Genomic DNA, 15,318 nt, shown 5'->3' on the forward strand with positions numbered 1-15,318 from the left:
TCGCCGGCGGCATGCAGGCCCGCCTCAACGCGGCAGGCTCAGCAGCAGCGCCAGCACGCCGATCGCCAGCAGCAGCGCGAAGAACGGCACCACGCCGAGGCCAAGCCAGCCGGCCAGCACCCCCGCGCACCAGGGCAGGGTCGCCGCGCCGACCACGCCGGCCGCGCCCTGCAACCCCACCGCGTGCAGCGCCACGGCCTCGCCGAGCCGGTCCGGGGTGCGTGCCATCAGCGTGGGGAAGATCGGCGCCAGCGCCAGGCCGCACAGCGCCAGCGCCGCCACGTTCAGCACCGGCAGCGGCGGCAGCAGCAGCGCCGTGGCGGGCAGGACCGCTAGGCCGGCGAACGCCAGCAGCCGGTCCGCCCCGAGCCGCCCGACCAGCAGCCCGGCGCCGATCCGCCCACCGGTCACGCCGGCCCAGAACAGGGTGGGACCGGCCCCGGCCAGCACCGTGCCGGCGCCGCGCGCCTCGTGCAGCAGCGCGTAGCTCCATTGCCCGAGGGTCAGCTCCAGTCCGACATACAGGTAGAACAGCAGCATCTGCCGGCGCACCAGCCGGTTGCGCAGCACCGAGAGGCCGGGCGGGCCGGGCGGCGACACGGCGCCGTCCCAGACCCGGCGGGACAGGGCGAAGACCAGCGCCAGCGCCGCCAGCGCCGCGCCGATCAGCGCGTAGCCCAGCCGCCAGGACAGGCCGGCCGCGATCACCGCCGTCAGCAGCGCCGGGCCGACGGTGACGCCGATGCCGTAGCAGGCGTGCAGCCAGTTCATGTGGCGCGGCGAGAAATGCCGCGCCGCGTAGCTGTTCATCCCGGCATCCACCGCGCCGGCGCCGAGCCCGGCGAGCAGGGCGAGCAGCAGGAAGCCCGCCCAGCTTCCCACGGCGGCCTGACCGAGCGCCGCCAGCGCCGTGGCGCCGATGCTGAGGCAGAGCAGCCCGCCCAGCCCGAGGGCGCGGATCGCGCCGCCGGTCGTGCTGCTGGCGGCGACGTAGCCGATGGCGAGCGCGGCCAGCGCCATGCCGAGCGCCGACTGGCCGAGGCCGAATTCGTCGCGCAGCGAGGGCCAGGCGACGCCGAAGGCGCCGTCCGGCAGGGCGAAGCCGATGAAGGCGAGATAGGCGAGCAGGAGCGGCATGGGATCCCGGCGGCAGGGCAGGGTGCCCATGCCCGCCGGTGCCCGGCCGCGCAACCCCGGCGCGGCGAGGCTTCCGGGCGGGGAACGGTCCCGGGGCCGCGCCCGGAGGCGCGAGGCGGAGGCGGGAGGCGACGCGGGGCGGCGCCGGGTGGAGGCCCGGATGCCCCGATGCGCGGCGCCCCCGAGGCAGAGCGCCCCTGATACGCGGCTCCCCGGGGCTCAGCCCCGCTCCGGCTCCAGCGTGCGCCGCCACAGCACGGCGCCGGTCAGGTCCTTGAGCAGCACGGTCATGTTGCCGCTGGCGCCCTCGATCTCGCACTGCCCGAAGAATTGCGTGCCCTCGCCCGGCGGCGCGTTGTCGCGGCCCGGCGCCTTCTGCCAGACCACCGCCGGCCCGAAGGTGTCGTCGAGCGGGTTGGGGCCGAAGCCGCCGGCCCAGAGCGGACCGCTGACGAACTCCCAGAACGGCGCGAAGTCGCGGAACCGCGCCCGGTCCGGGTGGTAGTGGTGGGCGGCGGTGTAGTGGACGTCGGCGGTCAGCCAGACCACGTTGCGCACCGCGTCCTGCCGGATGCCGGAGAGCAGCGCGGCGATCTCCAGCTCCCGCCCCAGCGGCGGGCCGTCGCCGTTGGCGATCGCCTCGAAGCGCGGCCTTCCGTCGGGGTCCCGGCCGTCCGGCACCTGCAGGCCTATCGGCATGTCGGCCGCGACCACCTTCCAGGTCGCGCGCGAGTCGCGCAGCCCCTGGCGCAGCCAGGCGAGCTGCTCGGCGCCGAGGAAGGCCGTCTCCGGCCCCGGCCGCTCCTGCCGGTTGAAGCTGTTCGGGCCGCGATAGGAGCGCATGTCGAGCATGAACAGGTCGAGGTGCGGCCCGTAGGCGATGCGCCGGTACACGCGCTCCGGCTCGTCGGGGTTGCCGCGGATCGGCGCGTAGTCGAGGAAGGCGCGCGTCGCGTTGGCGCTGAGCCGGCGGATGTGCTTCTGCGCGTAGGCCGGGTTGGCCGTCAGGTCCTTGCTGTCGGACCAGTTGTTGGTCACCTCGTGGTCGTCCCACATCCAGATCTGCGCCACTTCCGCATGGAAGGCGCGGACGTTGCGGTCGAGCAGGTTGTAGCGGTGGTTGCCGCGGAACTCGGCCAGGGTCTCGGCGACCTTGCTCTTCTCCGGCGTGACGAGGTTCCTCCAGGTGGAGCCGTCCGCCATGCGCACCTCGGCCTGCAGCGGGCCGTCGGCGTAGATCGTGTCGCCGCAGTGGATGAAGAAGTCGGCGCCGGTGCGGCGCATCGTCTCGTAGGTGGTCATGCCGCCGCGGCTCTCGTCGATGCCCCAGCCCTGGCCCACCGTGTCGCCGGACCACAGGAAGCGCACGTCCCGTGTCCCGGCGGCGCCGGGGCGGGGCACGGTGCGGAAGCGGCCGGTCACCGGCGCCGAGGCGGCGCCGGGCGAATCGAGGTCGAGGAAGGAGACGCGGTAGAAGATCTCCGAATCCGCCGGCAGGCCGCGCAGGTCGAGGCGGGCGGTGAAGTCGCTCGCCTCCGTGGCGTGCGGGCCGAGCAGGCGCTGCGCGTTGGCGAAGTCCTCGCGCGGCGACCATTCCACCAGCATGCGGGCGGTGCGGTCGGCGCGGCTCCAGATCAGCGCGCGGTCGGCGGCCACGTCGCCGGCCATGGCGCCCCATTCGGCGCGCGGGCGGGTGGCGTCGGCCGGGATCACGGCCGGCGCGCTGCCGGCCGCGATCCCCTGGCCGCGGGAGAGGCGCGCGCCGAGGCCGGTGCCGAGCAGCGTGGCGCCGGCCAGGGTCGCGCGTCGGGTGAGTCGGAAACGGGTCATGGCCCGGGGCTCCCTTGCGAAGGGCGGCAGCCTTGCCATGCCGGGATGACGCTTCGAGGAAGCCGGTGTGACGGTCCGGTGACCCGGGGCCGTGGCATCGCCGCCGCGCCGGCGCGGCGCGCCCGGTTCGGCGGAGGCGCGGAGTTTGGGCAACAATCCGCATCTCTATCGCGGTACGGCTTCGCGATCGGGCCCATCGGCCTTGACAAGGCAAGCCGGTGATTGCCCAGAACACGAATTCCCGCTCGCTTTGCCTTCGGCGGAATGTCATCATGCGGCGCGTGGTGCTGCATGTCGCGGCGCCGCGGCACACTGGTACGGACTGGTAAAGACGTGTTTCCCGATAACGATCAGCAGGGTGGCGCCGGAGCCGTAGAGGCTCAGGTGAAGTGGTACAATGGCCGCAAGGGGTTCGGCTTCGTGCTCGGACCGGATGGTCAGGACGTGTTCTTCCACGCCTCGGCGCTGACCGAGGCCGGAATCGAACCGCCCGAAACCGGTGATACGCTGGTCTGCGAGATCGGTACCGACCGGCAGGGTCGGCGCCTCGTCACCAAGATCATCGAGCGCCGCCCGGGCGACGGCGCCCAGGCCGCCGGCGCGGGTCGTCCGCCGCGCCGCGACTTCGGTGGCGGCGGCTTCGGGGATCGCCCGCCGCGCCGCGAGTTCGGCGGCGGTGGCGGCTTCGGCGGTGGCGGCGGCTTCGGCGACCGTCCGCCGCGTCGCGACTTCGGCGGTGGCGGCTTCGGGGATCGCCCGCCGCGCCGCGAGTTCGGCGGCGGTGGCGGCTTCGGCGGCGGCGGCGGCCGCGTCGGTGGCGGCGGCGGCTTCGGCGGTGGTGGCGGCGGCTTCGGTGGCGGCGGTGGCCGCTTCGGCGACCGTCCGCCGCGTCGCGACTTCGGCGGTGGCGGCTTCGGGGATCGCCCGCCGCGCCGCGAGTTCGGCGGCGGTGGTGGCGGCTTCGGCGGCGGCGGCGGCCGCTTCGGTGGCGGCGGCGGCTTCGGCGGTGGTGGCGGCGGCTTCGGTGGCGGCGGTGGCCGCTTCGGCGACCGTCCGCCGCGTCGCGACTTCGGCGGCCGCGACGAGGGTGGCCCCACCTACGCCGTGGGCGGCACCGTGAAGTGGTTCGACCAGGTGCGCGGCTTCGGCTTCGTGACCCCGGACGATGGCGGCCAGGACGTGTTCCTGCACTCCTCCGTCCTCCAGCGCGCCGGCGTGCCGGACGTGCAGCAGGGCCAGAAGGTCAACCTCGAGGTGCGCGACGGCCAGCGCGGCCGTCAGGCGGTCGAGCTGAAGTCCTGAGCATCCGCGCCGGATGGCGGCCCGCGGGGAGACCCGGGCCGCCCCGGTGACCGATGCGGGCCCCGGCGTCCAGGCGCCGGGGCCCTTCTTCGTTCGAGGCCCTGCCTTCTTCGTTCGAGGCTCTGCCTTCGCCGCCTGGCGCCCACCTGCGGCGCGTCCCATGCGACGGCCCGCGCCCGGTCCTTCGTCCCGGGCTGTTCGGGGCGACACGCCCGGCGACGTGAAGCCGCGCTGATACCGGTCCGCACAAGTCATCCGACGTCGAACGCCATGAGTCGTCTGCGCCCCCTGAGGCACCCCGGCCGCGAGGGGGTCGTGCTGCGCGGCTGGATCCGCGGCAGCGAGGTCGGCATCGTCGCGCTGGCCACCCTGGTCGGGCTGGCGGCCGGCCTGCTGGCCGTCGCCATGGGTACCCTGGCGCGCCTGATGCACGTCGTCCTGTTCGGCATCAGCACCGGCGAGCTGAGCCAGCTCCGGCACCTGCCGGCGATCTGGCTGCTGCTGGTGCCCGCCCTGGGCGGGCTGGTGCTCGGGCTGGTCAATCTGGCCCTGGCGCGCTGGCGGCCGAAATCGCCGGTGGACCCGATCGAGGCCAACGCGCTGCATGGCGGCCGGCTCACCCTCGCGGACGGCGCGGTGGTGGCGACGCAGACCGTGCTCTCCAACGGCTTCGGCGCCTCGGTGGGGCTGGAGGCGGGCTACACCCAGGTCGGTGCCGGCATCGCCTCGCGGCTCGGCCAGTTCTTCCGGCTGCGGCGCAGCGACCTGCGCACGCTGGTGGGCTGCGGCGCGGCCGCGGCCATCGCCGCCGCCTTCGGCGCCCCGCTGACCGGTGCCTTCTACGGCTTCGAGCTCGTGATCGGCACCTACTCGCTGCTCGGCCTCGCCCCGGTGATCGCCAGCGCGGTGGTCGGCTCGCTGGTGATGCGGGCGCTGCACGGCGACATCTGGCTGGTCGAGCCGGGCAACATCGCCGAGCCGGTCGGCTACGGGGTGTACCTGCTCGCCCTGCCGCTCGGCCTGCTCTGCGGCCTCGCCGGCATCGCGCTGATGCGCGGCGTGGCGGTGACGGAGGCCCTGCTCGGGCGGCTGATCCCGGTGCCGCTCTGGCGCGTGACGGCGGGCGGCCTCGTGGTCGGCACGCTGGCGCTGGTCTCGCCCGTCGCGCTCTCCGCCGGCCACGGCGCGCTGCACCTCGCCTTCGACACGGAGATGGCGGCGCGCGGCGTCGCCCTGCTGCTGGCGGTGAAGGTGGCGGCCTCGGCCGTCTCGCTCGGCTCCGGCTTCCGCGGCGGCCTGTTCTTCGCCTCGCTGCTGATGGGGGCGCTGCTGGGCAAGCTGTTCGCCGCCGGCCTCGCCTTCCTGGCGCCGCCCGGGCCGGACCCGCTGCTCTTCGCCGTGGTCGGGATGAGCGCCTTCGGCACCGCCGTGATCGGCGCGCCGCTCGCCATGACCTTCCTGGCGCTGGAGACGACGGGCAGCTTCCCGGTGGCCGGGCTGGTGCTGGCCGCCGTCGTCGTCGCGGCGCTCGTGGTGCGCCGGCTGTTCGGCTACTCCTTCGCCACCTGGCGCTTCCATCTGCGCGGCGAGACCATCCGCAGCGCCCACGACATCGGCTGGGTGCAGGATCTCACCGTGGAGCGGATGATGCGCCGCGACGTCCGCACGGTGCGCGACGACACCCCGATGCAGCGTTTCCGGCACGACTTCCCCCTCGGCTCGACCCAGCGCGTGGTGGCGGTGGACGCGGCGGGCCGGTATGCCGGCATCGTCTCGGTGCCGGAGGCGCATGCGACGGACGTCGCGACGGTGGCGCCGCTGCTGCAACTGCAGAAGCGCGCGCTGCTGGCGACGATGAACGTCCGGCAGGCGATGAGCGCCTTCGACGCGGCGGAGGCCGAGGCGCTGGTGGTGCTGGACAGCGCCGGCGGCGGCCGGGTCCTCGGCCTGCTGACCGAGGCGCACCTGCTGCGCCGCTACGGCGAGGAGCTGGAGAAGCGCCGGCGCGAGGAAGCCGGCCTGACCTGACGGCGCCGCCGGCCCGCGGCGGCTTGCGCCATGCCGGCGGCATGCGACACTCGCGCCCACAGGACCGGCGCCGCACCGACGGCGCGGCGAACGGGGAGGGGGCCGCCATGGCGCAGGGCAACGGACCGACCGACACCGGATCGACACGCCGCCGCCTGCTGGGCGCGTCGCTGCTCGGGCTGGCGGTCACGCCCCGTGCCGGGGCCCGTGCCGAGGCGGCGGCGGGCTTCCCCGACCGGCCGATCCGCGTGGTCGTCCCCTTCGGCGCCGGCACCAGCACCGACATCGTCACCCGCCTGCTGGCGCCGCGCATGGGCCAGGCGCTGGGCCAGCCGATCGTGGTCGAGAACCGCCCGGCGGCCGGCGGCGTGGTGGGCAGCGAGGCCGTCGCGAAGTCGCCGCCCGACGGCCACACGCTCTGCATGGGCAGCATCGCCTCGCATTCGGTGAATGCCTCGCTGATGCCGAACCTGCCCTACGACCCGCTGCGCGACTTCGTGCCGGTCTCGCTGGTGACCAACGCGCCCAACCTGCTGGTGGTGACGCCGGGCCTGCCGGCGAACAGCCTGCAGGAATTCCTGGCCCTGGCGCGGCAGCGCGGCGGGCTGGAATATGCCTCGGCCGGCAACGGCACGTCGAGCCACCTCGCCGGGGAGCTGCTGCGGCTGAAGACCGGCGCGCCGCTCTCGCACGTGCCCTACCGCAGCGGCGCGCAGGCGGTGAACGACGTGGTGGCCGGGCACGTGCCGATGACGGTCTATCAGGTCGCGGCCGTGCTGCCCTTCGTGCGGGACGGCAAGCTGCGCGCCCTGGCCGCCACCTCGGCGCGCCGGCTGGAGCAGGCACCGGAGGTGCCGACCGCCATCGAGCAGGGCGTCGCCGACTTCGACGTCAGCGCCTGGCACGGGCTGTTCGCCCCGGCCCACACGCCGATGCCGGTGGTGACGCGGATCCACGCCGCGCTGGTGACGGCGCTGGGCGCGCCGGACCTCCGGCCGCAACTGCTCGCGCAGGGGCTGGAGCCGGTAGGCATGCCGCCCACCGAATTCCGCGAATTCCTCGCCGCCGACATCGCCAAGTGGCGCGAGGTGGTGCGCTCGGCCAACCTGCGGGCGGACTGAACGGCATGAGCGGGAGCTACGATGTCGGCGACCTCGTCGCCGAATTCCTGGCGCGGATCGGCGTCCGCACCGCCTTCGGCATCGTCTCCGTCCACAACATCCCGATGCTGGACGGCATCGCCCGGCGCAACGCCATCCGCTTCGTGATGGCGCGCGGCGAGATGGGCGGCGGCCACATGGCGGATGCCTATGCGCGCGTCTCCGGCGGGCTCGGCGTGCTGTTCAGCAGCACCGGGCCGGGGGCGGCGAACGCCATGGGCGGGCTGGCCGAGGCGCGCTTCGCCGGCTCGCCCGTGCTGCACCTCACCGGCGCGACCGCGACCCGCTTCGCCGGGCGGGACATGGGCACGGTGCACGACCTGCCGGGCCAGAGCGCCATGCTGGGCGCGGTGTGCAAGGCGGTGCACCAGGTGCGCTCGGCGGAGCAGGCGCTCGGCGTGCTGGTGCGCGCCGCCACCGAGGCGCTGACCGCGCCGCGCGGCCCGGTCAGCGTCGAGATCCCGATCGACATCCAGCGCACCGCCATCGCGCGGCCCGAGGCGCTGGACACGCTGATCCTGCCGCTGCCGCCGCCGCAGGCGCCCGATCCCGCCGAGCTGGACGTGGCGGCCGACCTGATCGCGCAGGCGCGCCGGCCGATCCTGTGGCTGGGCAACGGCGCCCGGGAGGCGGGGCAGGGGGCGCGGGCGCTGCTGGAGCTCGGCTTCGGCGCGGTGAGTAGCTGGAACGGCCGCGGCATCCTGGCCGAGGACGAGCCGATGCATCTCGGCGGGCTGAACGGCAACGGCGCGCCGCTGGTGCAGGAATTCTACGGCACGGCGGACCTGCTGCTGGTGGCGGGCTCGCGCCTGCGCGGGCACGAGCTGGCGGATTTCTCGGTGAGGCTGCCGCGCAACGTCGTGCAGATCGACGTCGATCCCGCCGCGCGCGGCCGCACCTGCCCCTCCGCCGCCTTCGTGCATGGCGATGCCGGGCTGGCGCTGGAGGGGCTGGCGCTGCGGCTGCGCGGCCGGCTCTCGCCGGACCCCGAATTCGGCACCGAATTCCGCGCCATGCGCGAGCGCGCCCGCGCGGCCTTCCGCGACACGCTCGGCCCCTATGCCGACTTCCCGGCGATGCTGCGCGAGGCGATGCCGCGCGACGCCGCCTGGGTACGCGACGTGACCATCAGCAACAGCTCCTGGGGCAACCGGCTGTTCCCGGTGTACGGCCCGCGCGACGCGGTGCATCCGGTGAGCGCCGCGATCGGCCCCGGCCTGCCGCTCGGCATCGGCGCGGCGATCGCGGCGGGCGAGTCGCGGCCGGGGCGCAGGACCGTCGCCATGGTCGGCGATGGCGGCTTCGCGCTGAACCTGCCGGAGCTCTGGACCGCCGCGCAGGAGCGGCCGGACCTCGTGGTGCTGGTGATGAACGATCGCGGCTACGGCGTGATCAGGCACATCCAGGACGCGCTCTATGGCGGGCGGCGGAATTACGGCGACCTGCTGGGGCCGGACCTCGAAGGTCTGGCGAAGCTGGCCGGGCTGCCCTTCCACCGCGTCGCCGAGGCGACCGCCTTCGGCGACACGATGCGCCGCGCCCTGGCGACGGCCGGGCCGGTGCTGGTCGAGGTGGACATGAACGCGATCGGGCCGCACCCGCCCTATTCGCCCTACGACAAGCGTTGAGGAGGAAGGGTTGGACTGGACCGATAGGCGGCGGCGCTTCCGCGCCATCCTGGCGGGCGATCGCTGCGTGCATCCGGGCTCGGTGTACGACCCGATCTCCGCCCGCATCGCCGAGGATCTCGGCTTCGAGCTCGGCATGTTCGCCGGCTCCACCGGCTCGCTCGCCGTGCTCGGCGCGCCGGACCTCGTGGTGCTGACGCTGACGGAATTCGCCCAGCAGGCGCTGCGCATCAACCGCGCCGGCGGGCTGCCGCTGCTGGTGGATGCCGACCACGGCTACGGCAACGCGCTCTCCGTGATGCGCACCGTGCAGGAGCTGGAGACGGCGGGCGTCGCCGGCATGACCATCGAGGACACGGCGCTGCCGCAGCCCTACGGCGCCGGGCAGCCGCGCCTGCTTTCCGTCGAGGAGGGCCTGGGCAAGATGCGCGCGGCGGTGGCGGCAAGGCAGGACCCGAACCTCGTGATCCTGGCGCGCAGCAGCGCCGTGACCATCGCCGGCACCGAGGAGGCGGTGGCGCGCGCGAAGGCCTATGCGGTGACCGGGGTGGACGGCTTCTTCCTGCCGGGCGTCACCCGGCGCGCCGAGGTGGAGCCGATCGCCGCCGCCATCGACCTGCCGCTGGTGATCGCGTCCGCGACCGGCGAGCTGGCGGACCAGGACTGGCTGCGGGCGAACCGCGTCAGGGTCGGGCTCCAGGGACACCAGCCCTTCCAGGCGGCGGTGCAGGCCGTGTACGCGACGCTGAAGGCGCTGCGCGAGGGGACGGCGCCGAAGGACCTGCAGAACCTGGCGCCGCCGGCCCTGATGCGGCAGGTGACGCGCGAGTCGGACTACCAGGGCTGGACCAGGGACTTCCTGGGCGGCTGAGCAAGGCGCGGCGGCGGGGCCGCGGCAGGCCCCGCCGCCAAGCCCGTCAGCCCTTGGTGAGGGCGCGGAAATCCGGCTCCCGGCAGGGCCAGAACTGGTAGCCGCCGATCGTCTTCTGCATCGCCGCGTCGTGCAGCGGCTGGGCGATCGGCACCATCGGCACCTCGCTCATGAACAGGTTCAGGAAGCCCAGCACGTCGCGCTCGTAGCGCGCGCGGTCGGGCGCGAAGCGGGCGGCGTCGATCAGCCGGTCGTTGGCCGGGTTCTGGTAGGAGGAGGCGTTGAAGATCGAATTGTTGCCGTGCAGGGTCCAGAAGAAGAAGTAGTCCGGGTAGTCCAGCCAGCCGCCGAAGCGGTTGATCACCATCGGCGCCGTCTTCTTCGTCAGCTCGCCGCGGAAATTGGCGCCCGGCACCTTGTTCAGCTCCACCGTGATGCCGATGGCGCCGAGGCTCTCCTTGATCAGCACCGCCATGGGCTCGGCGATGGTGGCGACGCCGGCGTCGAAGACCAGCGAGACGGTGGCGCCGTTCGGCGCCGCCTCCGCCACCAGCGCCTTGGCGCGATCGAGGTCGGTGCGGTAGGGCGTGGGCTGCGGCCAGGCGAGGGTGGTCGCCTCCGGCGGCCCGCCCCACATCGGCACGCCGCGGCCGAACAGCGAGGCGGCCATGATCCGCTCGTAGGGCATGGCCCAGGCGACGGCACGGCGCAGGCGCACGTCGTTGAAGGGCGGATGCGCGGTGTTCAGCGCCACGTACCAGATGGCGTTGGGCACCGGCACGCCGGCCACCCGCACCTTGCCGCCCGCCGCGAGGTCGGCGAAGTCCTTGGGCGGCAGGCCGTAGGAGATGTCGGCGTCGCCGCGCTCGATCAGGGCGCGCCGCGTGCTGGGCGAGGCGATGTCGCGGGCGATCACCCGGCGCAGCTTCGGCAGCGGGCCGTTCTTCCAGTCGTCGAAGCGCGTGTAGATGGTCTCGGTGCCGGGGCGCCAGCTTTCCACCCGGAAGGCGCCGCCGCCGGCGACGTTGTTCTTCAGGTACTCCTTCGCCCAGGGGTCGCCGCCGCCGTTGCGGATGGCAAGCTCGCTGTCGATCACGAAGGGGATCGTGACGGCGAGGTCCGGCATGGTGAGCTTGTCGCGCCGCAGGTAGTCGATGCGGAAGGTGTGGTCGTCCAGCGCCACGAACTGCTCGGGCTTCTCCAGGCTGCCGGCGGCCATCTGGGTGGTGGCGAAGCCGCCGATCGAGACGGCCCGGTCCAGCGACCACTTCACGTCGCGTGCCGTGACCGGGCGGCCGGAATGGAAGCGCGCCTCCGGCCGCAGCTTGAAGGTGACGCTGGAGCCGTCGCTCGACTCCTGCCATTCCGTGGCAAGCTCGGGCTCCAGGGCATTGATGTCGAAGGTCCGCGTGAAGCCGTCGGAGAAGGGGACGCTCTTGAAGCGCACCAGCCGGTCGTAGCAGTTCAGGGAGACCCCGTTCACCGGCTGCGCCGCGCCGAGCCCCTGCATGTCGAGGCTGTTGGGGCCGTATTCCTGCACCAGCAGCAGCGTCTCGTTGCGGGTCGGCGCGGGCTGCGCCACGGCGGAACGCAAGGCGGGGGTGGAGAGGGCCATGGCGGCCGGAACGGCCTTGAGAAGGTCGCGGCGCTGCATCGGAAGCCTTTCGTGGGACGGAGCCGGCCGCCGAGCGGCGGACAGGGGCGCGTCCTTTCAAGCATCGTGCCAGCGACGCCCTGCGGCGAACCGCGGTCCGATTGGGACTGCGGTTCGCCGTAGCGCGTTGTTCCCGGCGCGGATCCACGCCGCCGGGCGTATCCGCCCGTTGTCGGTCGCCTATAGCAACGACCATGCCGCGAGAGGTCGCGGGTGCGTCCGCCTCCTGACCGGTGAGCCTGCACGGGCCAAGGCAGTGCGCCGCCGAAAGTGGCGTTGCGGTGAGGGAGGCTATTCCGGACCCGATGCCTTGTCCAAATTGGACAGCTCGTCCAGATTGGACAAGAGCTGCGCGGATGGGTGCCGCCCCGCCGAGGCAGGGACTTCCGCGGCGGCAACGGCAGGTCGCCCGGTTCGGCACCTTGTCCTCAGGCCCCTGCAGAATGAGGGTGGCCGGCGGCCTGCCGGCCCTAGCAGCATCCTGGGAGACTTCCCGGCCTGACCGTCTCGGGCCGGAAGGGCGCCAGGCTTCGGTCTGGCGCATCTTCCGAGTCGCCAGGCGAGGGACGCCTGGCTTGAGAATGCTCCTAGGCGGCGGCGCCCATCATGGGAGCCTCGGCCGCGCGCGGCGACAGGCGCAGCGGGCTGGCAGGGTCCTTGAGCAGGTAGCCGCGGCCCCAGACCGTGCCGATCAGGTCCCTGGCGCCGGCCTGCGCCAGCTTCTTGCGCAGCTTGCAGATGAAGACGTCGATGATCTTCACCTCGGGCTCGTCCAGCCCGCCGTAGAGGTGGTTCAGGAACACCTCCTTGGTCAGCACCGTGCCCTTGCGCAGGGTGAGCAGTTCCAGGATCGCGTATTCCTTGCCGGTCAGCGGCACCGGGTTCGTGCCCACCCGCACCTCGTGCGAGCTGAGGTCGAGGGTGAGGGCGCCGACGGACAGGGTCGGCTGGCTGAAGCCGCGGGCGCGGCGGACGATGGCCTGCAGCCGGGCCACCAGTTCGTCGGCATCGAACGGCTTGCAGAGGAAGTCGTCCGCGCCGGCCGAAAGCCCGTCCACCCGCGCCTGGGTCCGCGACAGGCCGGACAGGATCAGCACCGGCGTCTCGTTGCGGTTGGCACGCATCTGCCGGACCACGTCGTAGCCGCTCATGTCGGGCAGCATCAGATCAAGAACCACCACGTCGTAATCATAATGACGCAGCAGCTCGCCTGCCTCCTCGCCGGTGTCGGCGGTGTCGACGACCATCGCGGATCGCCGGAGCATCAGCGAAATGCCACGCATCGCGGAGGTATCGTCTTCAACCAGGAGAACACGCATCGCAGGTCTCACCAGCCAGGGTTGGAAGCGTCTTCCCTTCTATACAACCCATGGGTGTATCTCGAAAGCGCTATTCGCGGTTGATGTCAAAAAAACCATGATTTGGCCGCGGCAGGGGCGCGCCCCGGCACGAAGCGGGGACGGTACCTTCATGGTTCCTCAACCATCAGGAAGGAAATCGGCTCCGGATCCCGTCATGTCGGCATCATGGCCGAAAAATGGTGATGCTCTTATTAAAGAGCGCACCATGCGGCGCGGCCCGCTCGCGCACCTGCCTCGTTGCAGAGCCTCCGTGGACATGGCACCTCTCCGCGCATGGTGAATCGGCGCTTCCTCCTCGCCGGCGCCGGCCTCCTCGCCCTGCCGGGCACGGGGCTCGCGGCCGGCTCCTTCGACGATTGGCTGGCGGGGCTGCGCGCCGAGGCGCGCCGCGGCGGCATCTCCGCCGCCACGCTGCAACGCGCCTTCGCCGGGGTGCAGCCGAACAGCCGGGTGCTGGAGCTGGACCGGCGCCAGCCCGAGTTCACCATGACCTGGGACCAGTACCGCGACCGCATCGTCTCGCCGCAGCGGGTCGAGAACGGCCGGCGGCTCTACGTCGAGAACCGCAGCCTGCTCGATGCCATCAACGCCCGCTTCCGGGTCTCCCCGCGCGTGGTGCTGGCGATCTGGGGGATGGAGTCGAATTTCGGCGCCGGCACCGGCAACTTCAACGTGATCGAGGCCACCGCCACCCTGGCCTGGGACGGCCGCCGCGCGGAATTCTTCCGCCGCGAGCTGCTGGCGGCGCTGCGCATCCTCGATGCCGGGCACATCACGCCGGAGCGGATGAAGGGAAGCTGGTCCGGCGCCATGGGCCAGCCGCAATTCATGCCGACCAGCTTCGAGCGCCTGGCCGTGGACTTCGACGGCGACGGCCGCAAGGACATCTGGGACAGCCGCGCCGACGCGCTTGCCTCGGTCGCCAATTACCTCGCCCGCTCCGGCTGGCGCGAGGACGAGCTGTGGGGGCGGGAGGTGATTCTGCCCGGCGGCTTCGACCCCTCGCTCGCGGACCGGCGCAACACGCGCTCCGTCGCCGAATGGTCGCGGATGGGCGTCCGCCGCGCCGATGGCAGCCCGCTGCCGGTCGCCGAGGTCCAGGCCGCGATCCTGATCCCGGGCGGGCTCGGCGGGCAGGCCTTCGCGGTCTATCCGAACTTCAATGCCATCCGTCGCTACAACCCGTCGGACTTCTATTCCCTCGCCGTCGGGATCCTGTCCGACCGGGTCGCCTGACCGGCTCGGCGCCTGCCCCCGACATGACGCCTCGGCGCCTGTTCGAGTGGTCCGCGGGCCGGTCCGGCCGGTCTTTCCCGCGTCCGGGGGAGGAGGGTGAGCGTCGGGGGCCCGGCACGATCCGCCGCATCGCGCCGGCGGCCCTCGCTTCCCGGCACGGAGGATTCCGCGCCATCCCCCCGCCGAAAGGACATCGCCGCGCCGCGGCCGGGGCGGTGCTACTGGCCGTGCTGGCGCTGGCCGGCTGCCGGCCGGCGCCGACCGCGTCGCCGGCCGCGGCGCCGCGATACACGGTCGGCGCCCCCTACGAGATGGGTGGCGTCTGGTCCTACCCGCGCGCCGACACCACGCTGGTCCAGTCGGGCCTCGCGACGATCCTGCCGGACCGCCGGGCCGGGCGGCGGACCGCCGACGGCGAGATCCACGACCCCGCCGCCCTGGTCGCCGCCCATCGCACGCTCCAGCTTCCGTCGATCCTGGAGGTGACCAACCTGGAGAACGGCCGTTCCCTGCTGGTGCGCGCCAATGATCGGGGCCCGGCGCCGCCGGGGCGGGTGATCGGCCTCTCGCGCCGCGCCGCCGAGCTGCTGGGCGTGCGCGACGGCACCCAGGTGCGTGTCGCGGTGCGGCCGGCCGAGAGCCAGGCGCTGGCCGCCGCGCTGCCCGGCGAGGAGAACGCGCCGCCGGCGGTGGCCGCGCCGCGCGGGGCCGTCGCCACCGAGGCGCTGCCCCCGCCGCCGGGCGCGCGCGCCGCCGAGCGGGTGCGGGAGGCGGCGCCGCTCGCCCGCCCCGCCGCCGGCGTGACGGAGGCCGCTCCCGTCGTGCCCGACCGGCTGCCCGAGCAGGTGGCGCAGGGCGCGCCGTCGCCGGGAAGCCTCTACGTGGAGGCCGGCACCTTCTCGCGGCGCGACATGGCGGCGCGGCAGGCCGCCTCGCTCGCCGGCGCGGGCGCCACGGTGCAGGCGGGCGGCCCGCGCGGGCGGGAGCAGTTCCGCGTCCGCATCGGCCCGCTCCCCGACCCCGCCGCCGCCGACAGGACGCTTGAGCAGGTCCTCCGCTCCGGCGTATCGGAGGCGCGGATCACCGTCGAATGACCGGCGACTCGCCCGTC

Annotated in this window: 11 protein-coding genes; 7 read left to right on the forward strand and 4 right to left on the reverse strand. The window is 73.7% G+C overall.

From position 1 onward, the window contains the following. Window positions 1-24 precede the first annotated feature (24 nt). Window positions 25-1,137: an MFS transporter gene (locus M0638_RS04885; RefSeq protein WP_248665842.1), complete on the reverse strand. Its 1,113-nt coding sequence runs from the start codon at window positions 1,135-1,137 to the stop codon at window positions 25-27. 219 nt (window positions 1,138-1,356) lie between these two features. Continuing rightward, window positions 1,357-2,967, reverse strand: coding sequence for an alkaline phosphatase D family protein (locus tag M0638_RS04890; protein WP_248665843.1), 1,611 nt, complete (start codon window positions 2,965-2,967; stop codon window positions 1,357-1,359). Between the two features lie 291 nt (window positions 2,968-3,258). Here M0638_RS04890 and M0638_RS29215 point away from each other — a divergent pair, with 291 nt between their 5' ends. The 5 genes from M0638_RS29215 (at window position 3,259) to M0638_RS04920 (ending at window position 9,956) form a co-directional block, all read left to right on the forward strand. After that, window positions 3,259-4,269 (forward strand): cold-shock protein, encoded by a 1,011-nt coding sequence (locus M0638_RS29215; RefSeq protein WP_282571839.1) that lies wholly within the window; start codon window positions 3,259-3,261, stop codon window positions 4,267-4,269. A 270-nt stretch (window positions 4,270-4,539) separates the two neighbouring features. Next, window positions 4,540-6,297, forward strand: a complete 1,758-nt coding sequence (locus M0638_RS04905) for a chloride channel protein (RefSeq protein ID WP_248665844.1) — start codon at window positions 4,540-4,542, stop codon at window positions 6,295-6,297. 107 nt (window positions 6,298-6,404) lie between these two features. Next, on the forward strand, window positions 6,405-7,418 hold the full coding sequence (locus M0638_RS04910; RefSeq protein WP_248665845.1) for a tripartite tricarboxylate transporter substrate binding protein: 1,014 nt from the start codon (window positions 6,405-6,407) through the stop codon (window positions 7,416-7,418). A gap of 5 nt (window positions 7,419-7,423) precedes the next feature. Next, window positions 7,424-9,085 carry a thiamine pyrophosphate-binding protein gene (locus tag M0638_RS04915; RefSeq protein WP_248665846.1) on the forward strand — a complete coding sequence of 554 codons (1,662 nt, stop codon included), beginning with the start codon at window positions 7,424-7,426 and terminating at the stop codon, window positions 9,083-9,085. 10 nt (window positions 9,086-9,095) lie between these two features. Next, window positions 9,096-9,956, forward strand: a complete 861-nt coding sequence (locus M0638_RS04920) for an isocitrate lyase/PEP mutase family protein (RefSeq protein WP_248665847.1) — start codon at window positions 9,096-9,098, stop codon at window positions 9,954-9,956. Between the two features lie 46 nt (window positions 9,957-10,002). Here the strand turns inward: M0638_RS04920 and M0638_RS04925 are convergent, their stop codons facing one another. Then, complete coding sequence (locus M0638_RS04925) at window positions 10,003-11,610, reverse strand: ABC transporter substrate-binding protein (RefSeq protein WP_248665848.1); 1,608 nt, start codon at window positions 11,608-11,610, stop codon at window positions 10,003-10,005. Window positions 11,611-12,197: 587 nt separating this feature from the next. Then, window positions 12,198-12,929, reverse strand: coding sequence for a response regulator transcription factor (locus M0638_RS04930; RefSeq protein WP_248665849.1), 732 nt, complete (start codon window positions 12,927-12,929; stop codon window positions 12,198-12,200). A 315-nt stretch (window positions 12,930-13,244) separates the two neighbouring features. Between M0638_RS04930 and M0638_RS04935 the strand changes: the two genes are divergently transcribed. Next, the gene (locus M0638_RS04935; protein WP_248665850.1) at window positions 13,245-14,207 is read left to right on the forward strand and encodes a lytic murein transglycosylase; all 963 of its coding nucleotides are present in this window, start codon (window positions 13,245-13,247) and stop codon (window positions 14,205-14,207) included. Window positions 14,208-14,422: 215 nt separating this feature from the next. Next, window positions 14,423-15,301, forward strand: coding sequence for a septal ring lytic transglycosylase RlpA family protein (locus M0638_RS04940; protein ID WP_248665851.1), 879 nt, complete (start codon window positions 14,423-14,425; stop codon window positions 15,299-15,301). The last annotated feature ends 17 nt before the right edge of the window (window positions 15,302-15,318 follow it).

Source organism: Roseomonas acroporae (assembly GCF_023223525.1).
Classification (GTDB): Bacteria; Pseudomonadota; Alphaproteobacteria; order Acetobacterales; family Acetobacteraceae; genus Roseomonas_E; species Roseomonas_E acroporae.